The 25,539-nt window shown below is 64.6% G+C and carries 25 protein-coding genes and 2 pseudogenes; 16 read left to right on the forward strand and 11 right to left on the reverse strand.

Going from position 1 to position 25,539, the window contains the following annotated elements; all coding sequences use genetic code 11:
* Positions 1–71: 71 nt before the first annotated feature.
* The 3 genes from EF888_RS15290 to EF888_RS15300 are packed head-to-tail and all read right to left on the reverse strand — an operon-like array spanning position 72 to position 2,982.
* Positions 72–749 (reverse strand): ABC transporter ATP-binding protein, encoded by a 678-nt coding sequence (locus tag EF888_RS15290; protein ID WP_109761013.1) that lies wholly within the window; start codon positions 747–749, stop codon positions 72–74.
* Positions 746–1,951 carry an ABC transporter permease gene (locus EF888_RS15295; protein ID WP_109761012.1) on the reverse strand — a complete coding sequence of 402 codons (1,206 nt, stop codon included), beginning with the start codon at positions 1,949–1,951 and terminating at the stop codon, positions 746–748. Before EF888_RS15295 ends, EF888_RS15290 begins: the two co-directional genes overlap by 4 nt.
* Entirely contained in the window at positions 1,951–2,982 is a 1,032-nt protein-coding gene (locus EF888_RS15300) for an efflux RND transporter periplasmic adaptor subunit (protein WP_241239692.1), read from the reverse strand. Before EF888_RS15300 ends, EF888_RS15295 begins: the two co-directional genes overlap by 1 nt.
* Positions 2,983–3,353: 371 nt before the next feature.
* Here EF888_RS15300 and EF888_RS22305 point away from each other — a divergent pair.
* Positions 3,354–3,569: pseudogene (locus tag EF888_RS22305) on the forward strand (IS6 family transposase); the annotation flags it as partial.
* A 182-nt stretch (positions 3,570–3,751) separates the two neighbouring features.
* Here the strand turns inward: EF888_RS22305 and EF888_RS15310 are convergent.
* Complete coding sequence (locus EF888_RS15310; protein ID WP_206508334.1) at positions 3,752–3,976, reverse strand: hypothetical protein; 225 nt, start codon at positions 3,974–3,976, stop codon at positions 3,752–3,754.
* 35 nt (positions 3,977–4,011) lie between these two features.
* Between EF888_RS15310 and EF888_RS15315 the strand changes: the two genes are divergently transcribed.
* From EF888_RS15315 to EF888_RS15340, 6 genes and pseudogenes are all read left to right on the forward strand, one after another.
* Positions 4,012–4,299 (forward strand): ArsR/SmtB family transcription factor, encoded by a 288-nt coding sequence (locus EF888_RS15315; RefSeq protein WP_109761010.1) that lies wholly within the window; start codon positions 4,012–4,014, stop codon positions 4,297–4,299.
* Positions 4,296–5,354 carry a permease gene (locus EF888_RS15320; protein ID WP_109761009.1) on the forward strand — a complete coding sequence of 353 codons (1,059 nt, stop codon included), beginning with the start codon at positions 4,296–4,298 and terminating at the stop codon, positions 5,352–5,354. Before EF888_RS15315 ends, EF888_RS15320 begins: the two co-directional genes overlap by 4 nt.
* 12 nt (positions 5,355–5,366) lie before the next feature.
* Complete coding sequence (locus EF888_RS15325; protein WP_109761008.1) at positions 5,367–5,603, forward strand: thioredoxin family protein; 237 nt, start codon at positions 5,367–5,369, stop codon at positions 5,601–5,603.
* Positions 5,600–6,511 (forward strand): MBL fold metallo-hydrolase, encoded by a 912-nt coding sequence (locus EF888_RS15330; protein ID WP_109761007.1) that lies wholly within the window; start codon positions 5,600–5,602, stop codon positions 6,509–6,511. The genes EF888_RS15325 and EF888_RS15330 overlap by 4 nt, the downstream gene beginning before the upstream one ends.
* A complete protein-coding gene (locus EF888_RS15335; RefSeq protein WP_109761063.1) occupies positions 6,511–6,915 on the forward strand; it encodes an OsmC family protein in 405 nt (134 codons plus the stop codon). The genes EF888_RS15330 and EF888_RS15335 overlap by 1 nt, the downstream gene beginning before the upstream one ends.
* Before the next feature lie 69 nt (positions 6,916–6,984).
* A pseudogene (locus tag EF888_RS15340) lies at positions 6,985–7,691 on the forward strand (IS6 family transposase).
* A 157-nt stretch (positions 7,692–7,848) separates the two neighbouring features.
* On the opposite strand, the gene EF888_RS15345 reads toward EF888_RS15340, so the two are convergent.
* A complete protein-coding gene (locus EF888_RS15345; RefSeq protein ID WP_206508336.1) occupies positions 7,849–8,649 on the reverse strand; it encodes a DeoR/GlpR family DNA-binding transcription regulator in 801 nt (266 codons plus the stop codon).
* Between the two features lie 167 nt (positions 8,650–8,816).
* On the opposite strand from EF888_RS15345, the gene EF888_RS15350 reads away from it, so the two are divergent.
* From EF888_RS15350 to EF888_RS15370, 5 genes are read left to right on the forward strand one after another with little or no spacing between them, the layout of a single operon-like run.
* Positions 8,817–9,758 carry an ABC transporter substrate-binding protein gene (locus tag EF888_RS15350; RefSeq protein ID WP_109761006.1) on the forward strand — a complete coding sequence of 314 codons (942 nt, stop codon included), beginning with the start codon at positions 8,817–8,819 and terminating at the stop codon, positions 9,756–9,758.
* A 48-nt stretch (positions 9,759–9,806) separates the two neighbouring features.
* The gene (locus EF888_RS15355; protein WP_109761005.1) at positions 9,807–10,826 is read left to right on the forward strand and encodes a quaternary amine ABC transporter ATP-binding protein; all 1,020 of its coding nucleotides are present in this window, start codon (positions 9,807–9,809) and stop codon (positions 10,824–10,826) included.
* 3 nt (positions 10,827–10,829) lie between these two features.
* Entirely contained in the window at positions 10,830–12,839 is a 2,010-nt protein-coding gene (locus tag EF888_RS15360) for an ABC transporter permease (protein ID WP_109761004.1), read from the forward strand.
* Positions 12,826–13,701 (forward strand): choline/ethanolamine kinase family protein, encoded by an 876-nt coding sequence (locus EF888_RS15365; protein ID WP_109761003.1) that lies wholly within the window; start codon positions 12,826–12,828, stop codon positions 13,699–13,701. The genes EF888_RS15360 and EF888_RS15365 overlap by 14 nt, the downstream gene beginning before the upstream one ends.
* Positions 13,698–16,133: a GcvT family protein gene (locus EF888_RS15370; RefSeq protein WP_109761002.1), complete on the forward strand. Its 2,436-nt coding sequence runs from the start codon at positions 13,698–13,700 to the stop codon at positions 16,131–16,133. Before EF888_RS15365 ends, EF888_RS15370 begins: the two co-directional genes overlap by 4 nt.
* Here EF888_RS15370 and EF888_RS15375 read toward each other — a convergent pair.
* Positions 16,130–16,750, reverse strand: a complete 621-nt coding sequence (locus EF888_RS15375) for a class I SAM-dependent DNA methyltransferase (protein WP_109761001.1) — start codon at positions 16,748–16,750, stop codon at positions 16,130–16,132. The two genes, EF888_RS15370 and EF888_RS15375, sit on opposite strands and share 4 nt — an antisense overlap.
* An 84-nt stretch (positions 16,751–16,834) precedes the next feature.
* Here EF888_RS15375 and EF888_RS15380 point away from each other — a divergent pair, with 84 nt between their 5' ends.
* Together EF888_RS15380 and EF888_RS15385 are read left to right on the forward strand one after the other, a co-directional pair.
* Entirely contained in the window at positions 16,835–17,731 is an 897-nt protein-coding gene (locus EF888_RS15380; protein ID WP_109761000.1) for a phosphotransferase family protein, read from the forward strand.
* Between the two features lie 146 nt (positions 17,732–17,877).
* Positions 17,878–18,843: a peptidyl-alpha-hydroxyglycine alpha-amidating lyase family protein gene (locus EF888_RS15385; RefSeq protein ID WP_109760999.1), complete on the forward strand. Its 966-nt coding sequence runs from the start codon at positions 17,878–17,880 to the stop codon at positions 18,841–18,843.
* 175 nt (positions 18,844–19,018) lie between these two features.
* On the opposite strand, the gene EF888_RS15390 is transcribed toward EF888_RS15385, so the two are convergent.
* The 3 genes from EF888_RS15390 to EF888_RS15400 form a co-directional block, all read right to left on the reverse strand.
* Positions 19,019–21,118 carry a DEAD/DEAH box helicase gene (locus EF888_RS15390; protein WP_109760998.1) on the reverse strand — a complete coding sequence of 700 codons (2,100 nt, stop codon included), beginning with the start codon at positions 21,116–21,118 and terminating at the stop codon, positions 19,019–19,021.
* A 356-nt stretch (positions 21,119–21,474) separates the two neighbouring features.
* Positions 21,475–22,326, reverse strand: a complete 852-nt coding sequence (locus EF888_RS15395) for a DUF1800 family protein (RefSeq protein ID WP_164721719.1) — start codon at positions 22,324–22,326, stop codon at positions 21,475–21,477.
* The gene (locus EF888_RS15400; RefSeq protein WP_146203015.1) at positions 22,323–22,562 is read right to left on the reverse strand and encodes a DUF1800 domain-containing protein; all 240 of its coding nucleotides are present in this window, start codon (positions 22,560–22,562) and stop codon (positions 22,323–22,325) included. The genes EF888_RS15395 and EF888_RS15400 overlap by 4 nt, the downstream gene beginning before the upstream one ends.
* A 24-nt stretch (positions 22,563–22,586) precedes the next feature.
* On the opposite strand from EF888_RS15400, the gene EF888_RS15405 reads away from it, so the two are divergent.
* Positions 22,587–22,859: a hypothetical protein gene (locus EF888_RS15405; protein WP_109760995.1), complete on the forward strand. Its 273-nt coding sequence runs from the start codon at positions 22,587–22,589 to the stop codon at positions 22,857–22,859.
* Positions 22,860–22,980: 121 nt separating this feature from the next.
* Positions 22,981–23,133 carry a hypothetical protein gene (locus EF888_RS21915; RefSeq protein ID WP_164721720.1) on the forward strand — a complete coding sequence of 51 codons (153 nt, stop codon included), beginning with the start codon at positions 22,981–22,983 and terminating at the stop codon, positions 23,131–23,133.
* Between the two features lie 45 nt (positions 23,134–23,178).
* Here EF888_RS21915 and EF888_RS15410 read toward each other — a convergent pair whose 3' ends face one another.
* On the reverse strand, positions 23,179–23,529 hold the full coding sequence (locus EF888_RS15410; protein WP_109760994.1) for a response regulator: 351 nt from the start codon (positions 23,527–23,529) through the stop codon (positions 23,179–23,181).
* Positions 23,530–23,531: 2 nt separating this feature from the next.
* Positions 23,532–25,295, reverse strand: coding sequence for a PAS domain-containing protein (locus EF888_RS15415; protein WP_164721721.1), 1,764 nt, complete (start codon positions 25,293–25,295; stop codon positions 23,532–23,534).
* Positions 25,296–25,539 lie beyond the last annotated feature (244 nt).

Below are 25,539 nucleotides of genomic sequence, written 5' to 3' on the forward strand. Positions count from 1 at the left end.
CCAGCGCACCGGCAGATCACTTGATAGCCACTTGCCACCCGAATTCTCCGCAGTGCCGCGAAGCAACGGGTTCATCCTGTGACCATCCCATCTCCCACTTCGATCTGCCGCCGGCACGAAGCCGCGATCTTTTCGTCATGGGTCGAGATCAAGAAGGTCGTGCCTTCCTTGCGGTTGATCTCTCCGATCAGGTCCATCACCTGCATGGCCGAGGCGCGGTCGAGGTTGCCTGTGGGTTCATCCGCCAGAACCAGTTCCGGTCCGTTCATCAGGGCCCGCGCGACTGCGACGCGCTGCTTCTGCCCGCCGGAAAGACTGGCAGTTGGGAAATCGATCCGGTCCGCCAAACCCATGCGCACCAGGAGATCGCGGCTCCGTGCCCGGGCTGCGGGCGTCTCGCGTCCTTCGCGCACGGCTACGGGAAAGATCACGTTCTCCAGCGCGGTGAAGTCAGGCAGCAGGTTGTGGAACTGAAACACGAAGCCGATGTGGGCGTTGCGAAAGTCTGTTAGCGCTCGGTCGTCCGCCGAGATCATGTCCACGCCCAGCATCTCGTAGCTGCCGGATGTGGGTTTCATCAAGGTTCCGAGGATCGTAAGCAGCGTGCTTTTCCCTGCGCCCGACGGCCCGAGAAGCGCGGCCATCTCGCCCGCCTCGAGGCGCAGCGACAGGCCGCGCAACACCCGGGTCGCAGTCTCACCCGAGCCATAGGTCTTGAAGAGGTCGCGGACCTCCAAAAGCGCGCTCATTGGCCAATCGCCGTGACAGGATCGACGCGGGAGGCGGCGCGCGCGGGCAGGATTGAGGCGAGGACCGCCCCCATCACGGTAAGCATGACAGCCAGACCATAGGATCCTTGCGTGATGTCCATCGGCAAGGTACCCGGCTGAAAGGCGTCGCGCGAGGGAAATGGGAGCAGGGCGAGATACCCCAGCCCCGCGCCCGTGAGGCCGCCCATCAGCCCGATCAGCGCGCCCTGCGCGACAAAGACGAAAATGATGAAATTTCGCCCCGCACCCATGGCCCGCATGATCCCGATCTCGGGGCGGCGCCGATAGGTGGAGAGCATTAGTGCCGAGGCGACGCCGATGACGATAGTGACGAGCGCGAAGGACTTCAGGAAGTACCCGGTCTGCGCCTGTGCGTTCAACGCCTCCATCAGCTGTTCGGCCCCGTCAGTCCATGGCACTGCTTCGAGACCCGTTAGCGCCCGGATCCTCAGCGCGGTGGCGTCCGCGGCGTTCAGGTCGTTGAGCTTGATCTCGATCTGGGTGACGCCCTGCGGCATGGCGAACAGCGTCCGTGCCACCGGCAGGCTGACGAAGGCGCGTGTCCCGTCCATCGCACCGTTTCCGGTTTCGAAGACACCCGTCAGCGTGAGTAGAGCGGTGACCCCGTCCGAACTCTGGAGCCGCACTGTCTGGCCCGGGGACAGCCCAAGGTCGTCGGCGAGGTCGCTGCCCAGCACGATCAGACCGGAACCAAGCCGGGCCGAGCCTTCGACCATGTAGCCGTCGAGGTCGAGAATCGCGGATTCCCTTCCCGGCTCGACTCCGGTTACGCTGACCTGCGACACCTGCGCTCCACGAGTGAGAAAGCCCGCACCGGTGATTTGCGGCGACACGGCGCGGACTCCGGCTACCGCCTCGATCAGCGGGAGCAAGGTCTCGGCTTCGGCCACCGTTGCGGTGCGCGTGCGACCCCGTTCCGTTATGGCCAGAACATGACCCTCCGGAGCGATCAGCACGGCGGGGTCGGAATCCTCGGCCTCTATCGTGATGTGCGAGAGGTCGCCGACAGTGCGCGACAGGATGAATTCGGCCAGCCCGCCAATCAGGGCCGACATGAAGATGAAGATGAACACGCCCACCGCGACGCCCGTGATCAGAAGCGCGGTCTGCGCCTTGTTGGCCGTCAGGTAGCGGGTCGCGATCTTAAGAGCGTAGAGCATCAAGGCTGCTCCACGGAGACCGCTTGCCCTTCGGCTATGCCTTCCGCATCGATGACCACCGCGTCACCTTCAGTCAGGCCCGATGTGACGACGAGACGTGCTGCGGGCCAGTCCACGACCGTTGTCGGTCGGAACCGCGCAGCGCCGTCCCCGACGACATAGACGCCGGTCGCATCCCCGTCGGACTTCAGGGCTGTCCGCGGCACGGTCAGTGCCTCATCGCGCTGGTCCACGATGATGTTGGCCGCCACGGTCAGTCCCACCGGGGCGGCGACTGGATCGTCGAAGGCTATCCTGACGGCCAGCCCGCCGGTCGCCACGTCCACTTGCCGCGACACGAAACTGACATGGCCATCACGGAGATCCGTCTCTCCCGCTAGTTGCAGCACCGCACGCTGATCTGGGCCGATCTGCGTCGCATAGGCTTCGTCGACATCGGCCTCCACCATCAGTTCACTCAGATCGGCGAGGGTCAGTAGGGGTGTGGCAGGATCGACGATCTGCCCTTGCTCGGCTTCCAGTACCAGAACGGTGCCGCGCATCGGCGCGCGGATCGTATGGTCGCGCAGCGCAATTTGTGCCTGTGTCAGAACGGAGGTCTGGCGCGAAACCTCCTGGTCCGCAGTTTGCACCGCGCGCGCCTGGGTTTCCAGCACGCTGCGCGCGATGTTGGTCCCAAGTGCGAGCGAGCGGTTGTAGGTTTGTCGCGCCTCGTCCTGCGCGATGAGGGAGGCGTCCAGCGCCGCCATCGCCTGCCGTACGACGGCATTCTGCGCGTCCGCTTCGATCCGGGCCAGAACCTGACCCGCGTCGACCACATCGCCCTCGGCCACGGACAGCGCCGCGAGGGCGCCCCCGACCGTCGATCGGATCCCGACCGAATGGACTGCAGCGATCCGGCCGTTTACCGCGAGTACACGCGTGACCGGCGCGAGCGTTACGACCTCCACCGAAACCGGTGTCGGCCTCGGCATCCAGAACTGCGACGAGGCAACGGCGACGAGTACGAGCCCCAGAAGTCCAGCGATCACCCATAGCCACCAACGCCGCATCCGCGACGGCGGGGACGGAGCCAGGCGCTGGGCCGGAACCAGCGCATTTGATGCGGCCGTCTCTCGCAGAGACGGGTTGCCGTTCTCTCTGCCAGGTGTTTGCTCAGTGACCCTCAAGAAAGTGCATCCTTTCGACTTCTCAGGCGCGACTCTACGGAACACGGGGTGAGGCCTGCCCTCCGCTCGGGCAGCATATGTCCAGGTACATGCTCCGCGTTGATGTGGATCAGCGACGAAACCCTTATGGCCGGTTTATTTCCCAAGGATTGACGTAGCTTGCGCGCCATTCCCCGCCAGGCGCGGGGGCGTAACAGAAGGGGCGCGAGTGGCCGGCAGGAAGCTGGTCGCGGACGAACAACAGCGCGGAGAACTCGCATCTGCCGTTCCGACGACGGGAGTGCGCGATGCTCCGTTTTCGGCGAATGCGAAGCCTGCAGACATTCGCCGCCGCCCACGCTTCCGTCTTCAATCATTTCAACCACGAACGCAGCCTCTCAAGCCGAAGCCTTTTCAAGCTGAACCGCACCGCCGCGCTTGCCGAGTGGCGTCAGCTTTGCCCGGCATAGGGGCGGCCTGAAGGTCCTTGCGGAGACTGAATCGCCTAGCCTGACAGCATTTGCGTCGGGCCTCACTCTGGCCCGGCGCTGGCTGGTGCGGGCTCTCCAGCATTGTTACGCCAGAGCTGCGCCACTCGCATGGTGAGATCCTTTCCGGGATCTGAACCGTCTCTTAACTGACCGCTGGGGTGTCAGGAGTCCTCCAGCTCCAGCGTGCCGGCGACCTCGAGCCGGAACCGCCCGCGGCCCGTGCGCACGATCTGGATGCCGCCGCCGCGCTCGGCCAAGCGCCGCTGCAGCAGCAGGCGCGATTCCAGGTTATCAAAGTGCGCCGGCAGCCGCAGCGACTGGTCCAGCCGCAGCTGGCGGTTGGAGAATTCGGATCGGCCGGTGCCGGCATGCTTGATACGGATCAAAGCGCATATGCGCCAGGACGCATAATCATTCCGGCATGCAGGACATACTGATTGCCATATCCGACGCGACCCGTCGCGCCGCCCTCGCACTCCTTTGGGCTGGGGGCGAGCATTGTGTCTGCGAATTGATGGCGCGGCTCGACGCGAGCCAAAGCCGGATGTCGCGGCACATGAAGGTGCTGCGCGCGGCTGGCCTCGTGCTCGACCGGCGCGACGCCCAATGGGTGCGCTACCGCCGGAACCCCGACGTCGCGCCGGAATTCGCGGCCGTGATCGACGCTGTGCTGACCGCAGAATTCAATCTTGAAAGGAAGGTCGCATGACCGTCGAGACACATGACCTCGTACCGCTGCGCGGCGCGCCCGACTGGCTCTGGTATGTGGGCGTGCCGGTTGTGGGCGTCGTCCTGTACCTTCTCTATGGCCAGCTGATCCCGATCTCGGAATGGGTGACGGCGCTGTTTCCGGTGGCGCGCGACAGCCACACCGGCGAGGCCATCGCCTTTTTCGTTTACGACGTGCCGAAGGTGCTGATGCTGCTGACGGGCATCGTCTTCGTCACCGGCGTGCTGCGGAGCTGGTTCAGCCCCGAGAAGACCCGCGCGATCCTGGCGGGCAAACGTCAGGTCTGGGGCTATCCGCTGGCCGCCCTGCTGGGCGTGCTGACGCCGTTCTGCTCCTGCTCCTCGGTGCCGCTCTTTATCGGCTTCGTCTCGGCGGGCATCCCGCTCGGTGTGACCTTTTCCTTCCTGATCGCGGGTCCGATGGTGGGGCCGGTGGGCCTCGGGCTGCTCTACGGGCTCGTCGGCTGGGAGATCGCCACGATCTATCTCGTCTTCGGTTTCACGATCGCGACGGTCGCAGGCTTCATCCTCGGGCGCATGCGGCTGGAGCGCTACCTGCAGGACTGGGTGCGCGAGCTGAACGCAGGCCCCGTCGGCGATCTGCCCGAGGAACGGCTGTCGCTGGTGGACCGGCTGAAGATCGGTGTCGAACAGGTGCGCGAGATCGTCGGCAAGGTCTGGCTATGGGTGCTGGTCGGCATCGGCATTGGCGCCGCCATCCACGGCTACGTCCCCGAAGAGATGATGCTGCGGATCATGGGCGGCGAGGCCTGGTGGTCGGTTCCCGCCGCCGTCGTCGTGGGCGTGCCGATGTACACCAATGCGGCAGGCGTCATTCCCATCGTGGAGGCGCTACTGGGCAAGGGGGCGGCGCTTGGCACGACGCTGGCCTTCATGATGTCGGTGATCGCGCTGTCGCTGCCCGAGATGATCATCCTGAAGCAGGTTCTGACCCTGCGCCTGATCGCGATCTTCATCGCAGTCGTCTCGGCCGGGATTCTCGCCACCGGCTATCTCTTCAACTTCCTCCTCTAAAAGGACGCTCCCATGAAAACCGTCAAGGTCTACGGCCCCGGCTGCGCACGCTGTGCCACTACTGAAAAAATGGTCAAGGAGGCCGCCGCGAAGCTGGGCGTTGCGGTCGACGTCGAAAAGGTGACCGACGCAAGATCCATCGCCATGGCGGGCGTCATGTCCACGCCCGGCATTTCGGTCGACGGCAAGCTCGTCCATGCCGGCGGCCTGCCGGATGCGGCGAAACTCGAGAGCTGGATCGGCGCATGATCCGCGCCCTCGTTGCCGGTGTCATCCTCGCCGCGCCGACGTTCGCCGCAGCCGAAGTCCTGGACGTGCGGCCCGTGACCGAAGGGGTCTGGGCGATTGTCGGAGAGAAGGAGCAGCGCAGCCCCGAAAACCTCGGCAACAACGCGACCTTTGGCCTGATCGTCACCGAGGCCGGCGCGGTGCTGATCGATCCGGGCGGCTCGTGGCGCGGCGCGGAGGCGCTGCACGATGCTGTCCGCAGCGTGACCGACCAACCCGTGACGCATGTGATCAACACCGGCGGGCAGGACCACCGCTGGCTCGGCAACGGCTACTGGCAGGCGCAGGGGGCGACGGTGATTGCCTCCGATGCGGCGGTGGAGGACCAGCAGGCCCGAGCCTCGATGCAGATGACGGGGTTGACGCTGCTGATCGGCGCGGCGCTGGAGGGGACCGAACCCAGCTTCGCTGACGTGACCTTTCCCGATGCCCATACGCTGGATGTCGGCGGGCTGATCTTCGAGATCGTGCATCCGGGCCCCGCGCACACGCCCGGCGACAGCTTTGTCTGGGTGCCGGATCGCGACACGGTGTTTACCGGCGACATCGTCTATGTCGAGCGCATCCTCGGCGTGGGCGATCAGAGTTCGATCACCCACTGGCCAGATGCCTATCTCGCGGTGGAGGCGACGGGCGCCGCCCATGTCGTGCCGGGCCACGGCGGGCCGACGACGATGAATCGCGCCCGCGCCGACACCTACGACTACCTGATGAACCTGCGCGCGCAAATCGGGGCGCTGCTGGACGAGGGCGGCGACATCCTGACCGCGCCACGGGTCGATCAGGCGGCCTTCAGGTATCTCGAGCAGTTCGACAGCCTGGCCGGTCGCAACGCGCAGACCGCCTTCCAGCAGATGGAGTGGGAATGATGCTGGAGTATCGCGTCAGCGCCCGCCGCATCGACAGCCACGGCTCCGAGGCCGAGGTGAAATCGGCGCATCTCGTCCTCGACACCGACATGGCCGGTCGTGACGATGCGTTCAACCCGGCCGAGTTGCTTCTGGCCAGCCTCGCGGCCTGTCTCCTGAAGGGGGCCGAGCGGGTGACGCCGATGCTCAAGTTCGATCTGCGCGGCATCGAGGTCAGCCTGCACGCGGTCCGTCAGGACAGCCCGCCCAAGATGATCCGCATCGACTACGAGATCGTGGTCGATACGGACGAGAGCGACCAGCGACTGGATCTCTTGCATCGCAACTTGCGCAAATACGGCACCATCTCGAACACCCTGGCCGAGGCCACCGAACTCGTCGGCACGATAAGGCGGAAGGGCTGAGCATTGCCCCAGAGGGCATTGTCAGAAACCCTAGTTGAGACGGCGCAGCGTCCCGCCTACCCTGCTGCAATGCCCAAACAATCCCCCTTCAGGTACTTCAAGACGAGCCCCGAGATCATCCGCCTGGCTGTGATGCTCTACGTCCGCTTCCCGCTGTCGCTGCGGAACGTCGAGGACCTGCTCCACGAACGCGGCGTCGACGTCCGCCACGAGACGGTCCGGTACTTGTGGAACCGGTTCGGTCCGATGTTTGCCTCCGAGATCCGGAAGCGCCGGGTGCAGGGCATGCGCTCGAGCCGGTGGCGGTGGCATCTGGACGAGATGTTCGTGAAGATCAACGGCAGGCAGCATTACCTCTGGCGGGCCGTAGATCAAGAAGGTGAGGTACTGGAGAGCTTCGTCCCGACGACGACCCGCGATAAGAAGGCAGGTCGAAGTTCCTCAGGAAGGCGATGAAGAGGCACGGCCGGCCCGAGGAGGTGGTGACCGATCGCCTCCGCACCTACGGTGCAGCTCTGAAGGAGATGGGGCGAGGTGACGATCGCGAGATGGGTCGCTGGGGGAACAACCGGGCGGAGAACTCACATCTGCCGTTCCGAAGACGGGAGCGGGCAATGCAGCGCTTTCGTCAGATGCGATGTCTGCAGAAGTTTGCCTCCGTCCATGCCTCCGTCTCGAACCACTTCAACCAGGACCGCAGCCTCTCCAGTCGAAACCTCTTCAAACTGAACCGAACCGCCGCGCTTGCCGAATGGCGCGGCCTCTATGCGAAGTGAGGCTCTGCGTCACCGGCCTTGCGGAGGCTGGCTCGTATTAGCCTGACAGCACCGCAGCGCGTTGTAGCCCGACACGACAGGTGGCCTGAAGGTCGGGCCTATCCGCCATCGCGCTCGCTGCAATCGTCGTATGTTGGCTGTGAGTCCTGATCCTTGCCTATGTCGACAAGTGCCCGAGGGACGCCTGCGACCAGGTGACCGAGACACCGTTCTCGGCCAGAGCCGCGGCAAGCGTCCTCGTGGGCGCAACCTCGGTAACGAGTGCGTCGATCCCGCTCAGCGGACACACCTGGACCAGTGCCCTGCGACCAAACTTGCCGCTGTCGCAGACGACGATCCGCCGCCGGCCTGACGCCAAGACCGCACGGGCAAAGGCCGCCTCGTCCGGGTCGTAGTCCATAACCCCCTCGGGCGAGATCGCACCGGCGGAGATGACGGCGTGATCGACCCGGAAGCTCAGCATCGCTTCGACCGTCTCGAAGCCTAGGACCGCGCCCGAGTCCGCGCTAAAGCGGCCTCCTAGAAGGTGCACACGGTTGCCGTTCCGCCCGCCAAGTGTCCGAGCGATGTCGGTCGAGTTCGTTACGATCTCAAGCCGTTCGTGGCGGGTCAGCGCACGCGCGAGGAAACTCGTCGTTGTGCCGGTGTCGAGCGCGAGGCTGTCGCCGTTCCGAACGAGCGCGGCGGATGTCCGTGCGATCCTTTGCTTGGCACCCGCATTCTCGGTCATGCGCCGCTGGAACGGCGCCTCGCCCGCGCTGCCGACAAGGCCCACAGCCCCGTGCATCCGCACCACCGTGCCACGGTCGGCCAGAGGGCGGACGTCGCGGCGCACGGTTTCCGCCGAGACGTCGAGTCGCCCGGCAAGTTCGGCGATCGTCACGGTGCCTTCGCGACCGAGGATTTCAAGGATGCGGCCGTGCCGCTTCGACAGGCGGTCCATCGCGCCCCAAGGCATGAGTCAACAGATACGGGCGGAAAAACCACAAATTCCCACATTTGGCAATTGACAGGCCGCTTCGCCGCGCTGTTCACTTGGGTCGCACAAGCTCGGCGCTGCATCCGGGGCGCGCCCGGCCCGCGTCACTCCCGGAAGTTTCCGAACCCAGCAGGGGATGCATCCACATGACATCGAAACGGATTTCCGCGATCACTGTCGCGCTTCTGGCAGGTACATCGGCGCTTGCGCAGGAATCGGCTGACCCGATCAAGCTCACGCTGCACGACTGGACCGGTCAGCTCATTACCACCCAGCTGATGGGCGAGGTGCTGAAGGCCGCGGGCTACAATGTCGAGTATGTTCAGGCCGACTACCTTGCCCAGTTCGCCGGGCTCGAGACCGGCGATCTCCATGTCGCCATGGAGATCTGGGAGACGACGGGGCGCGAGGCCATGGACGCCGCGACCGCGACCGGGGACGTCGTCAATGTCGGCGCCACGGGAATGCAGGCCAAGGAAGAGTGGTGGTACCCGATCTACATGAAGGAGCTCTGCCCAGGCCTGCCCAACTGGGAGGCGCTGAAGGACCCCGCTTGCGCCGAAGCCTTCGGCACGGCCGAGACGCTGCCGAAGGGCCGCTATCTTGGAGGTCCCGTCACCTGGGGCGGCTTCGACGAGGAGCGGGTCGAGGCGCTCGACCTGCCGTTCGAGGTCATTCACGCCGGGACTGACGCCGCTCTCTTCGCCGAGCTGGAAAGCGCGATCCAGCGGCAGGCGCCGATCCTTCTGTGGGTCTACGCCCCGCACTGGGCTCCGGCGAAGTACGAAGGCGAGTGGGTCGAGTTCCCCGAGTACACTGCGGAGTGCTATACCGACCCTGCATCGGGGTTGAACCCCGATCTCGCCTACGACTGCGGTAAACCCTTCGGCGACATCTGGAAGGTCGCGTGGTCTGGCGTGCAGGAGAAGTGGCCAGGCGCTTATTCGGCGATAGATGCCTTCACCGTCAGCAACGAAGACATGGGTGCGATGATCACCGAGGTCGACCTGAACGGGAAGACCGTCGAGCAAGTCGTAGCCGACTGGATGGCGGCGAACGAGGCGACTTGGCAGGGCTGGATCCAGTAGTGCAAAGCCTCGGCCAGGGCGCCTGAGGGCGCCCTGCCGGACCGCGAGATGAACACGACGGAACCGAAACTTGTCTGCCGGGGCGTCTGGAAGCTGTTCGGCCCGAATGCGGCCGAAACGCTGCGCCGCCTCGGTCCTGAGGCCGACCCTGCCGCGCTTGTCGCGGCAAGGCTGGTCCCCGCAGTGCGCAACATTGACCTGGCCGTAAGAGAGGGCGAGATCTTCGTCATCATGGGCCTGTCCGGATCCGGCAAGTCGACGCTCGTCCGTTGCCTGTCGCGCCTGATCGAGCCGACCGCGGGCGAGATCCTGTTCCACGGCCGGAACCTTTTGACGGCTTCCGACGCAGAGATGATCGCGCTGCGCCGTCACAAGATGGGGATGGTCTTCCAGCACTTCGCGCTTCTGCCGCATATGACGGTCCTCCAGAACGTGGCCTTCCCGCTCGAGGTGCAGGGCATGCCGCGGACCGAGCGCGAGGAGCGCGCGGCACGGATGGTAAGCCTCGTCGGCCTCTCGGGGCGCGAGGGGGCCTTTCCCCGCCAGTTGTCGGGCGGCCAGCAGCAGCGGGTGGGCATTGCCCGCTCGCTCGCCGCAGACCCTGAGCTCTGGTTCCTCGACGAACCCTTCTCGGCCCTCGATCCGCTGATCCGGCGCGAGATGCAGGACGAGTTCATCCGCCTGCAATCCGTTCTGAAAAAGACCATCGTTTTCATCACCCACGACTTCGATGAGGCGATCCGGCTCGCCGACCGCATCGCCATCATGAAGGACGGGGCGGTCGTGCAGGCGGGCACGCCCGAGGACCTCGTCCTGAACCCCGCAACCGATTACGTCCGCGAGTTCACGCGGGCGGTTGCGCGCGCGAAGGTCGCGAAGGCGGGCAGCGTGATGTCGCCCGCGGACGGCGTGGCGGAGAGGCCACATGTCGCCACGCGCACCTCGGTGGCCGAGGCGGCGCCTCTGTTTCGCGCCGGGACCGAGGCTGTCGCAGTGACCGGCGCCGATGGGCGCGTCGTGGGGCAGCTGGACCGGGCAACCGTGGTCGACCTCATGTTGGGGGGCTAGGGGATGGAGACCGCAACTATTGCCCAACCTCCAGTCCTCGGCCTTCGGTCCGGGACGTTGATGTGGATCGCCGCCACCCTCGTCTTCGCGGCCCTTTGGCTCTGGGGCGGCGAGGTTCTGCCCTGGGCCTTCGAGGTCCCCCGTGCCTGGCGCCCGCCGTTCGCCGCCTGGATCAGCGGAGTGCTCGACTGGCTGACGAAAGAGGCACATTTCGGCCTCTTCACGTTCCGCGACCTCACGCGCTTCATCTCTGCCGTCATCGACGTGCCCTACCAGATTGCCCTCGGCCTGCTGTCCGGCGGCGCAACCGTCTTCGGCGTGCCCGTGCCGCCGGTGGGATGGCTGGGCGTGACGCTGCTGGTGGCGCTTCTCGGGTTCGTCCTTAGCGGCTTGCCACTCGCGGCGCTGGCCGGAGGGGCGTTCTTCTTCATTGCGATCTTCGGCCAGTGGACGAGCGCAATGCTCACGCTGGCCTCGATCCTCGTGGCGGTGCCGTTGGGCGTGGGGGGTGGCCTCTTGCTTGGGATCGCGGGGCATCGCTGGACAGGGTTCGGGCGTGCGATCGTACCGTTTCTTGACCTGATGCAGACCATTCCGATCTTCGCCTACCTCGTACCGATCCTGATTCTCTTCGGCTTCGGCCCGACCTCGGCGATGATCGCGACGCTCATCTACGCCATGCCGCCCATGACGCGGATCACCATGCTTGCGCTGCAGCGAGTGCCGGACGAGATCGTCGACCTCGGCCGCATGATCGGCTGCACGCCGCGGCAGATGACTTGGCGGGTGATGGTGCCCTCGGCGCAGGAAGCGCTGATGGTAGGCGTCAACCAGGTGATCATGCTGTCGCTCAACATGGTCATCATCGCCTCGATGATCGGGGCGGGCGGCCTTGGTTTCGACGTGCTCTCGGCGCTCCGTCGGCTCGACTTCGGCGCAGGGCTCGAGGCTGGGTTCGCCATCGTGGCCCTGGCTATCGCGCTCGACCGCCTCAGTCAGGCGGCGGCGCGAAGGCGTCCGGCGGCCCCCGTCAGCAACGAAGGCATCGTCGGGCGTCACCCCTTCCTGCTGTCGGCGCTGACTGTCCTGATCCTCGCCACCCTCGCGGGCCTCGCCGTGCCGGCGGTGCAGACCTACCCCGAGACCGGGAGGCTTTCGACCGGCACCTTCTGGTCCGAAGTCGTGGAATACATCAACATCAACTACTTCGACGAAATCGAGGCCGCGAAGAACGCGGTCCTCCTGAACGTCCTCATCCCGGTGAAGCGCTTCTTGATCAGCCTGCCCTGGCTGGGCGTGGCAGGGCTTCTGACGCTCGCCGGCTGGCGGCTGGGTGGGCCGCGGCTGGCCCTTCTGGCCGGCGGGCTCACCGTCCTTGTGGCCTCGACAGGCCTTTGGGAAGAGGCGATGACGACCGTCTACCTCTGCGGCATCGCGGTCTTGATCGCCATGCTGATCGGCCTGCCCATCGGCATCCTCGTGGCCGAGCGCGACCGGCTGTGGGCCTCGGTGCGGGTCATCATCGACACGCTCCAGACGCTGCCCGCCTTCGTCTACCTGATGCCGGCCGTCATGCTGTTCCGTGTAGGCGATTTCACGGCGATGATTGCCATCGTGGCCTTCGCGCTGGCGCCCGCGATCCGCTACACCGTTCTCGGCCTGCGCGGTGTCGATCCCGCTCTGATCGAGGCAGGCAAGGCCATGGGCTGCACGCCCTGGCAGATTGTGACCCGCATCCGCCTGCGCCTTGCCATGCCCGAAATCCTTCTGGGCCTGAACCAGACGATCATGTTCGCTCTGTCGATGCTCGTCATCACGGCGCTCGTGGGTACCCGCGACCTCGGGCAGGAGGTCTACATCGCGCTGACAAAGGCTGACGCCGGGCGCGGGCTGGTCGCCGGTCTCTGCGTCGCCTTCATCGCCATCATCGCCGACCGGCTGATCCACGCCGCGGCGTCCCGGTCGCGCGCGCAGCTCGGCCTCTCGGACGGAGGCGGGCATGACGCTGCCTGAGGCCGTCGCCACCCTGCCCTGCTGGCACGGCACGCCTTCAGGCGAGCGACTTTCGGGCGGGCTGTCGAACGAGATCTGGAAGGTCACCGACGACGCAGGCACCCATGTCGTGCGCCTGGGACGCGACTACCCGTTCCACCACGTCGACCGCGCGCGCGAGGTCATGACGGCGCGTGCCGCCCATGCCGCGGGCTTCGGGCCCGAGGTGCGCTACGCCACCCCCGGCGTCATGGTCACCGCCTTCATCGAGGCGCGCACCTGGGAGGCCGAGGACCTGCGCGCCAATCCCGAGCGCGTCGCGCGGCTTCTGTCCGACTTTCACAGCCAGATGGCCGCCGGGATCTCGGGCGCGGCGTTCCTCTTCTGGCCGTTCCATGTCGTGCGCGACTATGCGCGCACCCTGCGAGGAACCCGGCACGAAAGCGTCACGCCGCCCTTGCTGGCCCTTTCCGACGAGATGGAGCGGGCGCAGGTCCCCCTTCCCATCGTCTTCGGGCATCACGACCTTCTGCCTGCGAACTTCCTCGACGACACACATCGGATCTGGCTCATCGACTATGAATACGCGGGCTTCGGCACGGCGCTTTTCGACCTCGCCGGAGCGGCCGCGAACGCCGAGATGCCACCCGATGCGACCGAGGCGCTTCTGACGACCTACTTCGCCTCAAGGCCCGACCCGGCCCTTTTCCGCGCCTTCGACGCGATGCAGGTCGCCGCGCTCCTGCGCGAGACGCTTTGGGCCTATGTCTCTGACCTCAACCTGTCGGCGCCGGGCGTCGACTACTTGGCCTACGCCGCCGAAAACCGTGCGCGGCTTGACGCGGCGCTGTCCGCCTACCGCAACAGATGGGGAACAGAATGAGCCTTCCGGACCGCGCCCAGATCGTCGTCATCGGCGGGGGGATCATCGGCTGTTCGACCGCCTATCACCTCGCCCGCGACCACAAGGCCGACGTTCTCCTTCTGGAACAGGGGCAACTCACCTCAGGCTCGACATGGCACGCGGCGGGGCTGGTGGGACAGCTGCGCTCGTCCGCTTCGATCACGCAGGTGCTCAAGTATTCGGTCGAGCTTTACAAAAGGCTGGCCGGGGAGACGGGGCTTGAGACCGGATGGAAGATGACCGGCTGCCTTCGGCTCGCGACCACACCAGACCGCTGGACCGAGTTCCGCCGCCTCGCCACCACCGCCCGCAGCTTCGGGATGGAGATGCACCTGATCTCACCCGACGAAGTGAAGCGGATGTGGCCCCTGATGGACACCTCCGACCTTGTCGGCGCAAGCTGGCTACCAACCGACGGCCAGGCGACCCCTTCCGACATCACACGCTCGCTAGCCAAGGGGGCGCGGATGCACGGGGCGAAGCTCATGGAGGGCGTCCGCGTCACCGGCTTCCGGATGGAGGGTGACCGAATTGTCGCCGTCGAGACGACGCAAGGCGAGGTCCTGTGCGAGAAGGTCGTCAACTGCGGCGGGCAGTGGGCTCGGCAGATCGGCGCGATGGCAGGGATCGAAGTGCCGCTACAGCCGATCAAGCACCAGTACATCGTCACCGAGGCCTTGCCTGGTCTTTCGACCAACGCGCCGACGATCCGCGACCCTGACCGGCGTACCTACTTCAAGGAAGAGGTCGGCGGCCTCGTCATGGGTGGCTACGAGCCAGATCCGCAGCCTTTGACCACCGGTGACATCCCCAATGACTGGGAGTTCCGGCTCTTCGACGACGATTGGGACCACTTCGCCCAGCACATGGAGCAGGCGATCGCGCGCGTGCCGTCTCTGGCCGAGGCCGGCGTGAAGCAGATGATCAACGGGTCGGAAAGCTTCACGCCCGACGGCAACTTCATCCTCGGCCGCGCGGCGGAATGCGCGAACATGTACGTCGGTGCAGGCTTCAACGCCTTCGGCATTGCATCGGGTGGCGGGGCGGGCTGGGTGCTGGCTGACTGGGTCATCGCGGGCGAAGCGCCGATGGACCTCTGGGTCGTCGATATCCGCCGCTTCTCGAGCCTGCACCGCGATCGGCACTGGGTCTGCGAGCGCACTTGCGAAGCCTATGGCAAGCACTACACCGTCGCCTTCCCGCACGAGGAGATGGAAAGCGGACGCCCGCGCATCGTCTCTCCGCTTTACGACCGGCTCAAGGCGCACCGGGCGGTCTTCGGCTCCAAGCTCGGTTGGGAACGCCCCAACTGGTTCGCGCCCGAAGGAGCCGAGGCGCGCGACCTCTATTCGATGGGGCGCCAGAACTGGTTCGGTCCAGTGGGCGAAGAACATGCGCTGGTCCGCAGCGCGGTGGGCGTTTTCGATCAGTCGTCCTTCGCGAAATACGAGATCACGGGCCGCGACGCGGAACGCGCTCTGGACTGGATCTGCGCGGGGGACGTGACGAAGCCTGTGGGGCGACTGACCTATACCCAGCTTCTGAACAGCCGCGGCGGGATCGAGGCCGACCTGACCGTGGCGCGGATCGCCGAGGACCGCTTCTACATCGTCACCGGCACGGGCTTCCGCACCCATGACCTCGGCTGGATCGTCGACCACCTTCCGCAAGGCGACGTGCGGGTCGAGGATGTGACCGAGCGGTGGGGCACTCTTTCGCTGATGGGCCCACGCGCCCGCGAGGTGCTGTCGGCCGTGACCGATGCCGAGGTATCGAACACGGCCTTTCCCTTTGGCCACGTGCGCGAAATCGACATTGCCGGAGCCATGACACGGGCGCTGCGGGTGACCTATGTCGGCGAGCTGGGCTGGGAGTTGCATGTGCCGCTCGAGGCCACAGGGCGGGTCTTTGACGCGTTGATGGAGGCGGGCGCCGGCGCGCGCTTGCGTCCCGTGGGCTATCGCGCACTTGAATCCCTGCGGCTCGAGAAGGGCTACCGCGCCTGGTCATCTGACATCACGCCGAACGACACGCCCTTCGAGGCACGGCTGGGCTGGGCCGTCAAGATGAGGTCGAATCGCCCCTTCCTCGGGCGTGAGGCCCTCGAAGGATTATCGGGCAAGCCCCTGAAAAAGTGCTTCGCGGGGTTCCTTGTCGACGGCGACACCGTGCTTCTGGGGCGCGAGACGATCCTGCGGGACGGCGCGCCGGTCGGCTACCTCACCTCGGGCGGCTACGGCTACACGCTCGGGAAAGGCATCGGTTACGGATATGTCCGGAATGCTATGGGGGTAAAGGACGACTGGCTGGCAGGCGGGCGCTACGAGCTCGTCGTTGCGGGCGAGACGGTGTCGGCAGAGCTCGGCACGCCGCCTTTCCACGATCCTAAGGGCGAACGCATCAGGGCCTAGGTACGCGTCACCACCACGGCGCGGCTGGGCGTGGCGCCGGCGTCGCCGGGCATCGAGATGTAGGGCTCCGTCGCCTCCATCAGCTTTGCCTCGGGCGTGGCGGCGACGGCTGCGGCGAGGCTTCCGGCCCAAAGCGTCTCCTTGACCGTCAGCACCAGCACGGCGCCTGGTCTCGTCACGGCGAGAAGGCCGGGCAGCGCTTCGGCGCCGACATGGCCCGTGGTCAGAACGCCGGCGCAGACCAGGCCTGCGAAGCGGCCGGACGGCAACGGCAGTTCGCCGCCCAGCAGCCCGACATGCAGGTTGCTGTAGATACCCTTGGCCCGCGCGACGGCGAGCATCCCCTCGGAAATGTCGAGCGCCTCGACCTCCGGATAGCCGAGGATGCCGAGCCACTCGCCAACAAGGCCCGTGCCCGCGCCGGCGTCGAGTATCGGCGCCGCACCGCGCGGCAAGTGCCGCGCCATGAGGGCCGTCGCAATCGCCGGGTGGCGGTAGCCTGCCTTCGCCATGTCAGCGTCGTAGGATCCCGCCCAGTCATCATAGAGCCGCGCGATGTCCGCAGGACCTTTCGCGGCATAGACGGCGTCGAGGTGGTCGTTGTCGTGGCTGGCCATGGCATCCTCCGCTCGGCTGAGCCTAGTCACGTGTTCAGGCCTATGGAAGAGTGGCGGCGACAGTCGGGCGAAACGGGGGACCGGATGGAGAACGAGGCTCGGAAGGTTCTGGCGCGGATACCGGCGCTTTCCGGCTACGCCGGCCCGCTCGTGCGGATGGGCGGGCTCACCAACGCCGTGTTCCGGGCGGGCGACGCCGTACTGCGCTTGCCGGGCAAAGGCACGGAGGAATACATCGACCGCGCCAACGAGGCGGCCGCCGCCCGTGCCGCCGCCGAGGCGGGCGTAAGCCCCGAGGTGCTGTTCGTGGACCCCGCTTCGGGCGTGATGGTCACACGCTTCGTGGACGGCACCGAGACCATGACGCCCGAGGCCTTCCGCATCCGCCCTGGCGCTCCCGCCCGCGCCGGACGGGCGTTCCGGCAGCTTCACGACTCTGGCGCCGTCTTCCCTGCACGCTTCGAGCTGTTCGAGATGATCGACGGCTACCTGAAGCTCCTGTCGACGAAGGACGTAGGCCTGCCCGAGGGCTACCACGACGTCGTGGAAGAGGCCGAGGTTGTCCGCGCGTCGCTCGGGCGCCGGACGCCTCCCTCGGTCGCCTGCCACTGCGATCCGCTGTGTGAGAACTTCCTGGATACCGGCGAGCGGATGTGGATCGTCGACTGGGAATACGCGGGCATGAACGACCCGATGTGGGATCTGGGCGACCTTTCCGTCGAAGGCGGCTTTGGCCCCGATCAGGATGAGGAGATGCTTACCGCCTACTTCGGCGGGCCGGTGCCTGAAATGGACCGGGCGCGCATGGTTATCTACAAGGCGATGTGTGATCTTCTCTGGACGCTCTGGGGCCTGATCCAGTTGGCGAACGGCAACCCCGCCGAGGACTTCAGAGCTTATGCCGATCGCCGGTTCGCGCGATGCAAGGCGCTGATGGCAACGCCGGAATTTCCGCACCTGGTGGCCGTTCTTGACAGATAGGCTCAGGTCGCAGGGGGACGTCCGCTTCGGCCGGGCGCGAGATCGCGTGTCGAATGGTCGTGTTCCGCGACCGCATCGCTTCCTCGGGGCCGACTCTTGACCTATGCTGATACAGGAATGCGTGGACAGGTAACCGAGAGGCGCAAATGACGGAAATTCTTGGTGCGGGCGACTACAGGTTCGAGCCGGTAGACGATTGGGCCAGGCTTCCGTCTGAGGTGGTGCTGGGCGACGTCGCCGGCATCGCGGTTGACGGCAAGGACCGGGTGTACCTCTTCAATCGCGGCCAAACTCCCGTGGTGGTGCTGAGCAGGGACGGTGAGGTGCTGGCAGCCTGGGGCGAAGGAATTTTCACCAATCCCCACGGTGCCTCGATCGGGCCTGACCAGCATCTCTATCTGACCGACAACTTCGACCATACGGTCCGCAAGTTCTCGCTGGACGGCAAGCTCCTGATGCAAATCGGGACGGCGGGAGTGAGTTCCGGATTCATGAGCGGCAAGCCCTTCTGCAAGTGCACCCATTCCGCGGTTTCCCCGTCCGGCGATATCTATGTGTCGGATGGGTATCAAAACGCCTGCGTCCACAAATTCGATCCAAACGGCAGACATCTTCTGAGTTGGGGAAGCCCGGGAACGGGGCCCGGAGAATTCAACTTGCCGCACAACATCTGCTGCGATCCAGACGGCTGGATCTACGTGGCCGACAGGGAGAATTCGCGTGTTCAGATCTTCGACCCGAATGGACGGTATGAAACACAGATCGTGAACATGCACCGGCCCAGCGGACTGGCGATCACGCCCGGCAGTTGCCCGGACTGCATCGTTGGCGAACTCGCGCCCTATCTGAAGGTAAACCGCGACTTCCCGAACATCGGACCCTTTGTCAGCGTCCTCGACCGGCAAAGCACCGTACTGTCCCGGCTGGACGCGGGACGGGGCGCCGGGCTTGGCCCCGGCCAGTTCCTGTCCCCGCACAGCATAGCGCAAGACAGTGTCGGTGACCTCTACGTCGGCGACGTCGTGGATGCGGATTGGGCGGCGGTCTTTCCGGACGCTGAAAAGCCCGATCGTCCAAGACGGTTCCAGAAGTTCCGGCGTTACCGCTCCTAGGCCGGCTCGAGCGGCGCGCGATCAATAAAGCCACGCTTCACATCCTTGTATCTTTGGCTGCGCTACCCATTGGCTGCCCTACCGTCGAATGGCGCCATCTCGGCGCGACATAGGGGGCTCATTGCTCTCTCCGCGATGACTGGTTCGCATCAGTCCGACAGCACCGACTAGAGGTCTACCCTTTGCGCGGTTTCCCCGCTGGTTTGAAGCGACTTTGCGGCTTCGGCTTGCCGGACCTGCCTGCGGCGCCGGGAGGTGTGAAGCGCTTGGAGGTATCGCCAGCGGCTGAGCTGGTTCCCTTGGCTTTGCCGTCGGTCTTGCGCGCGTCCGACCTGGAGTTGTCGGTTCGCAGGTCCTTTTTGACGGCGCCCTTGGACGTCGGCTTGCTCTCGAACTTGCCGGTCGGTGCCCCCGAAGGCTTCTTATCCCAGCGCGTCTTCTTGGACGGCTTGTCATCGCCCGGAGCAGATGACCCGCCGCTGCGATCCTTCGGTGTTCGAATGGGCTTCACCGCGCCCTCGGCGATCGCCCGAGCCATTTTGTCGAGAGACCTCGGCGCAGCGGCTTTTGGGCCTGTATCGCGCGTTTTGGGCGTCGGGCGCTTGTCTTGGCGCTCGTCAGATCGCGACGGGGCCGGGCGTTCGGGCTGGCGCGGGCTCTGGGCTGGTTCGCGGGGGGCAGGAGCGCGGTCAGGTGCGACGTCCGGTGCGGCGTCGAGTTTCCGGGCCTTGACCCCTTTCTCGAGTTCGCCGTCCTCGCCGATGGCCGCAAGGAAGCCGGGAACGGCAGAATTCAGAATCTCGACGAAACTTTCCGACTGCTGCACTCGGATCGCGCCGATGGAGTCCTTGTCGAGATTGCCAGCCCTGCACAAAAGCGGCAGCAGCCAGCGCGGCTCGGCCCGGTCATCACGGCCGACCGAGAGAGAAATCCAGGAGCTGGGGCCGAAAGCCGCGCGCTCCTTTCGCTCGGGGAGCGCCCCCGGGTCGGCGAGGTCCTCGGGCGCAGACAGGCGCGACTGATGCATGGCCAGATAGGCCGCAGCTATTCTTTCGGGGCCGTGCAGGGACAGCAGTTTCGCGGCGAAGTCGCGCTGCTCTGGTGTCGGCTCCATTGTCCAGACGGGGTCGGCCAGCAGGCGTTCCTCGTCCTGTTGCAGAATCTCCTCGGCCGAGGGCGGCGCAATCCAGTCGGCCTCGATCTTGGCCATACCAAGCAGCCGCCCGGCTTTAGACGCCAGCTTGGGCGGCACGATCAGGGCAGAGATGCCCTTGCGCCCTGCCCGTCCGGTTCGACCGGAGCGGTGCAGCAGACTTTCGGCATTCGAGGGAAGCTCGGCATGGATGACGAGGTCGAGCTTGGGAAGGTCGATGCCGCGCGCCGCAACATCGGTCGCCACGCAAACCCGCGCGCGCCCGTCGCGCAAGGCCTGAAGGGCGTGCGTGCGCTCGGATTGGCTCAACTCGCCCGAAAGCGGCACGACGGAAAATCCCCGGTTCGTCAGGCGCGCGGTCAGCCGGTTCACGCTGGCGCGTGTATTGGCGAAGACGAGGGCGTTTTCGGCGTCGTGAAAGCGCAGCAGGTTGATGATCGCGTTTTCGGCGTCGTGGGGGGCGACGCGCATGGCCTGATAGGCGATGTCGGCGTGCTGGCCTTCGGCGCTCAGCGTGGTCACCCGCACGGCGTCGCGCTGGAACCGCTTGGCGAGTTTTTCGATCATCGGCGGCACTGTGGCCGAGAACATCAGCGTGCGCCGATCATCGGGGGCCTCGCCCAGCATGAACTCCAGGTCTTCGCGAAAGCCCAGGTCCAGCATCTCGTCTGCCTCGTCCAGGACGATGGCCCTCAGGCTGCCCATCTCAAGCGAGCCACGCTGGATATGATCGCGCAGACGACCGGGCGTGCCGACGACGATATGGGCGCCTCGATCCAGAGCGCGGCGCTCGTCGCGGATGTCCATGCCTCCGATACAGGTCGTCACCCGCGCGCCCGCCTCGGCATAGAGCCATTCAAGTTCGCGCATCACCTGAAGTGCCAGCTCCCGCGTCGGTGCGACGATCAGCGCAAGCGGTGCTGCGGCCGGTCCCACTGTGCCGTCCGCGCCCAGGATCGTGTGCGCAATGGCAAGGCCGAAGCCCACCGTCTTGCCCGATCCGGTCTGCGCCGAGACCACAAGGTCCGCGTCTTGCAGCTTTGGATCGGTGACGGCGTCCTGGACTGCGGTCAGGGTATCGTAGCCGCGCTTTGAAAGCGCATTGGCGAGGGGCTGGAACATAATTGCGATCTGTCTGGACTGAGGAGGCGCGAATGCGCATTGCGCTCCTACCGATCAGCGGAGCCAAGATGTGCCGTCTAGGCCGGCACTTCCCATTTGTACACAGCAAATCCCAAGAGCGGGGGCTTATCCGAGCAAATTGGCTGCCCTTGCGTAGACTGGTTCGCATGAGTCTGACAGCACCGATGCGGCGCTTCTCGATGCGCCCCTCGGACGGCAATGCTGTGAGTTTCGCGGCGGCCACCTCCTTCTCGAGATTGGTGAACGTCACCCTGCTGAGACGGCCTCGATATAGCGCCAAACAACGGTTTCGCCGTCAAGAATCTGTACTTCCAGACGGTAGTCCCCTGAAATCGCTACGTTCCTGCGGCCGGAAAGAGCTCAAGCCCGTCTGAGCCCCCTGGCAGTATCATAGCCAAATCACGGACCTGCGATGCCTCGGGAGACAGCGCCAAGAAACGTGCGACGGACGCCGAGTACTCGAAAGGCGTTTTGCCCTTGTTTCGTTGATACTCGACCGTCGTAATGTATGACGGGTCCTTTAGGATGGCTTCCAGAACCGAACGGATATCGCCGTCCGTCACCATCCACGTGATACTGCAGACATCGACGAAGTGCTGCGGCGGAACGTCGGCTACAAGAAGTTGCACGATCTTGCCGCATACGAACGACGACGTCGCCGGGTGTGCCGCAAGGTACGCGAGTAGCTGTCGCCCTTCCTGGTAACCCTCGTTTCCATCCCGGCCGATGATTACGCCGGGGTGAAAGCTGAGCATCTTGTCGCCGTTATCGTGCCTCAGCGGACGGTATCTGAACTCGAAACGCGGAATCGCCGCTGAATTGGCCTGCTCGATTTCCGCATAGTGCCAGCCAGTGAAGATACGGGCCACTTCCGAGATATCCTGCTCAGTGTAGTCGGCTCTTGCGCCCAAGGTATGCAACTCAAGCAGTTCGCGGGCGTAGTTCTCGTTCAGGCTCCCTGCCGAGCTTTCGTCATTGTCCAGAAACTGCGCCATCAACGGGCTGCGAGCGCTGTAGACCAGCAGGTCTCTGAACTGGCCGAACGCGTTCTCTTGATAGAACGCGCGATCGTCAAACATCTGCAGGTGGATGCGCGAACTGTCCTTGTAGGCTGCATGAAAGTGATTGGCCCAGAACAGCGCCATGACCTCACGCAGCTGCTTTTCGCTGAATACAGCGCGCGTCAACTGATGGCCCAAACGTCCGTGCTGAACTTCCAGAAATTCTCCTGATCGAAGTTCACGATCGCATCGACGGCCAGTGCCTCGAGTGCCACATTTTCGATCCGAGTGTCGTTGAGTTGCTCATCGACAAACCCTTCGAAGCCGATCTCCTGCAGGCGGGCATAGAGCGCTGCGTTCGCACCGAATGTCAGCCGTGACATCGCCTGGCCTATGCCGTCGCCTACGGGCGCCGCCGACACCTGATAGGCGAACGACCGAGAACCTTGGTTGGCAAGTTCGATATGTGGAAAATTGCAGTTGTCCTAGTGATCGCAGTCACGGCTGTGATGTTGAACGCGCAAGTCAGAAAACGCGAAGTTGCCAGTGCGAAACTGGATATCGCGATAGCCGTCCTGAGCCAGGAACCCAGCGAGGGTACCAATGCGCTTCGAAAATGGGCTATCGAGGTTCTACAAGCCCCGCAAGCCGACAATGATCTAAGCGAAGCCGCCGCGGCAGAATTGCGAAAACAGGCTTTGCCGGTGAGAGGCGACTAGCAACGAGCTTGGGGCGGCGCGGGGATGGCAATGGCCTCTATCTCGCCGTCGGTCCGTTGGCGCGCGGCGCTGGATAGTCCGGGTTACGGTGAAGGGGCAACGAAGTGCCTAGGGCGCTCCGTTGCGCACCGATTTCGCGTTGGGCGGCGCGGATCTGGTTCCTTTGGCACGTCCCGGGATCGCGATGCGCTGGCAGGATGTGCCCGCATTCTATGCCACCCTGGGCGACTTCGGGGCTACTGCGGCACGGGCGCTGATGTTCATCTGCCCGTGACGCTCCTCCTGCCAATTCAGGACACTTTGAAGTTAGATGAGAGCATCATGGATCTGATTTGGCGGCGGGGGCAAACAAGCCTTTGACCGCCTCGAAGCTAACCGGCTTCGCCAAGATAGTACCGTTCCTGAACCGTTCCGGAAGCCCAGATGGACGGTAACCCGTCAAGAAAGCAAAAGGCACGCGGAGCGCTGTCAAGCGATCGGCGATCGCCGCGCTCGTGCTCTGTCTGAGATTGTAGTCGAGGACGGCGAAGTCCACATCCGAGCGTTCCAAGAAGGTAAGCGCCGAGTCAGCCGAATTGCACATACCAACAACCGTATGTCCGAGTTCCTCGACCATTTCTGCAAGGTCCAATGCAACCAGCGCCTCGTCTTCAACTAATAGGACGCGCATCGTTATTCGGAAGCTTCCAACACGTCAGATGGCAGAACGATCTCCAACTGCAGGCCTCCATGCCGAAAGTTCATGTCGATTTGAGCGTTCAGTTGCATCACCAGAACCTGCTCGATCACCCTTGTCCCAAAGCCTGTCGACGTTGGCGGCTTCAGGCCCTCGACGCCCGTCTCGATCCATCTCACGGTGAGACCTCCAGACGGAGTTCGGCTCCATTCGACCCTCAAGGTGCCCCCACCACAGGCGAGAGCGCCATATTTTGCTGCGTTGGTCGCCAATTCATGGGCGGCCAGGACGAGCGGCTGTATGGCATGTGCTGCGATGTGAAGGTCCGGCCCAGAAAGGTCGATCTTGGCGGGGCCTCCCGCGTAAGGCTCGAGTTCAGACTCGAAGAGGTGACGGAGCGACATGCCCTGCCATTCCTTCGCCGCGATCGACTCGTGCGCGCCGGCAAGTGCTCTGAGGCGCCCGTCCAACGCGCGCCTGAACTCTTCGACGGTCTTGGCAGAGCGTGAGGCCATTCGTGTGATCGTAAGAACCAGTGCGAAGAGGTTCTTCACGCGGTGGTCGAGCTCCCGCGTCACAAGCTGCAGGAGTTCCTCCTTCTTCTTTCTCTCAGTGATGTCCAGATTAAGGCCCACGTAACTTGCAAGATCACCGTTTTCGTCGATGACCGGGCGAGCAATGGCGAGGATGTCGTAGGTGCGACCGTCGCGACCGATGAAACGATGTTCGCGTTCCCAATTCCCTCTATCGCGAACGTAGGCTTCCCACGCTCTGCGGGTGTCTTCGACTTCATCAGGCAAGAGACTTCGGATCCACCCGAATTCCCGCGCCTGGTTGAAGGTCATGCCGACAAGGTTCAGAAAGGACTCGCTGACATAGGTCAGGCGACCTTCTGCATCGCAGGTCCAGACACCATAGGGGATCGAGTCGGCGATAGCCTGATAATGTCGCGTCCGCTCCGCGATATCGCGCTGTAACTGCTTCTGATCGGTGATGTCCACGATGGCCGCGTAGAAACCGTCGGGCGCATCGCCTTCGCCCCAGCGAGGCGCATAGGTGACAAGGACGTCCCGTCCGGCAGAAGAGCCAGACGTCAGCTTGGTCTCGAAGCGCGTCGTTTCCCCGGAAAGAACCTTTCTGATGTGGGGCTGAGCCGTCCGATAAACCTCCTCGCCAGCTACATCGGCCACGCGCCGTCCAATCAGCCGTGCCGGATCGCCATAGCCCCGATAGGCCTCGTTGACGTACTCGTAGCGCCCCTTGGCATCGACGACGGCGAACAGGATCGGCATTGCGTCGGCGAAGGACCTTAGAGCCTGCCGCTCCCGCTCCGTCTCCCGACGGGCTTTCTGGTTTCTGAGGAAAAGCCAGAGGATGTTCGCCACCGAACGAACGAAATCCACGTCGTAGGTGCTGAAGCTGCACCGCTCGCGGTCACTCTCGTGGATACCCAGCACGCCCCAGGGATCAGAAACAGGACCGACGATGACACTCGCGCCGCACTGGATGCCGTGCTCGATAAGCAAGCTGGGTGGTTCAAAACGATCTTCGGACGCGATGTCCTTCACGATTACCGTCTCTGAGGTCTTGAGCGAGTAGCCCGCCTGCGAGCCGGAGCTGCTGGGAATGGTCGTGTGTCCGACAAGCCCAGGTCGCCAACCACGCCCCGCCCTCAGGACGAAGTGGGTCTTGTCCGCGCTAAGCTCCAACAGCTTCACGAACCGCACATTCAGACAGCGTGCCAACTCGTCCAGAGCCACCTCGCAAAGGCTGTCAAAGCTGCAGTCACCGAGGGCCATCTGCCCCAGATTGGCTACTGCTCCCTGCTGTTCCTCTCTTTGTGAGGTAGACCGTGGGGTCCTATCGATCTTGGGCGACACACTCATGAGCTCTCGAAGCTCCCTTTCTAGCGGAGCCTAACCGCCCGAGGATTTCATTCTCAACATATTTCAGGCGCCAACAAGGCGTCCGCCGACCCCGTCTGCACTAGGGACCGCCGAAGTG

This window comes from Silicimonas algicola (assembly GCF_003970735.1).
Lineage (GTDB): Bacteria > Pseudomonadota > Alphaproteobacteria > Rhodobacterales > Rhodobacteraceae > Silicimonas > Silicimonas algicola.

Bases quoted from the DNA above. Each gene is read 5' to 3' on its own strand.
- EF888_RS15290 (WP_109761013.1), bottom strand. From the start codon at position 749: ATGAGCGCGCTTTTGGAGGTCCGCGACCTCTTCAAGACCTATGGCTCG.
- EF888_RS15295 (WP_109761012.1), bottom strand. From the start codon at position 1,951: ATGCTCTACGCTCTTAAGATCGCGACCCGCTACCTGACGGCCAACAAG.
- EF888_RS15315 (WP_109761010.1), top strand. From the start codon at position 4,012: ATGCAGGACATACTGATTGCCATATCCGACGCGACCCGTCGCGCCGCC.
- EF888_RS15320 (WP_109761009.1), top strand. From the start codon at position 4,296: ATGACCGTCGAGACACATGACCTCGTACCGCTGCGCGGCGCGCCCGAC.
- EF888_RS15325 (WP_109761008.1), top strand. From the start codon at position 5,367: ATGAAAACCGTCAAGGTCTACGGCCCCGGCTGCGCACGCTGTGCCACT.
- EF888_RS15330 (WP_109761007.1), top strand. From the start codon at position 5,600: ATGATCCGCGCCCTCGTTGCCGGTGTCATCCTCGCCGCGCCGACGTTC.
- EF888_RS15335 (WP_109761063.1), top strand. From the start codon at position 6,511: ATGCTGGAGTATCGCGTCAGCGCCCGCCGCATCGACAGCCACGGCTCC.
- EF888_RS15345 (WP_206508336.1), bottom strand. From the start codon at position 8,649: ATGCCTTGGGGCGCGATGGACCGCCTGTCGAAGCGGCACGGCCGCATC.
- EF888_RS15350 (WP_109761006.1), top strand. From the start codon at position 8,817: ATGACATCGAAACGGATTTCCGCGATCACTGTCGCGCTTCTGGCAGGT.
- EF888_RS15355 (WP_109761005.1), top strand. From the start codon at position 9,807: ATGAACACGACGGAACCGAAACTTGTCTGCCGGGGCGTCTGGAAGCTG.
- EF888_RS15360 (WP_109761004.1), top strand. From the start codon at position 10,830: ATGGAGACCGCAACTATTGCCCAACCTCCAGTCCTCGGCCTTCGGTCC.
- EF888_RS15365 (WP_109761003.1), top strand. From the start codon at position 12,826: ATGACGCTGCCTGAGGCCGTCGCCACCCTGCCCTGCTGGCACGGCACG.
- EF888_RS15370 (WP_109761002.1), top strand. From the start codon at position 13,698: ATGAGCCTTCCGGACCGCGCCCAGATCGTCGTCATCGGCGGGGGGATC.
- EF888_RS15375 (WP_109761001.1), bottom strand. From the start codon at position 16,750: ATGGCCAGCCACGACAACGACCACCTCGACGCCGTCTATGCCGCGAAA.
- EF888_RS15380 (WP_109761000.1), top strand. From the start codon at position 16,835: ATGGAGAACGAGGCTCGGAAGGTTCTGGCGCGGATACCGGCGCTTTCC.
- EF888_RS15385 (WP_109760999.1), top strand. From the start codon at position 17,878: ATGACGGAAATTCTTGGTGCGGGCGACTACAGGTTCGAGCCGGTAGAC.
- EF888_RS15390 (WP_109760998.1), bottom strand. From the start codon at position 21,118: ATGTTCCAGCCCCTCGCCAATGCGCTTTCAAAGCGCGGCTACGATACC.
- EF888_RS15410 (WP_109760994.1), bottom strand. From the start codon at position 23,529: ATGCGCGTCCTATTAGTTGAAGACGAGGCGCTGGTTGCATTGGACCTT.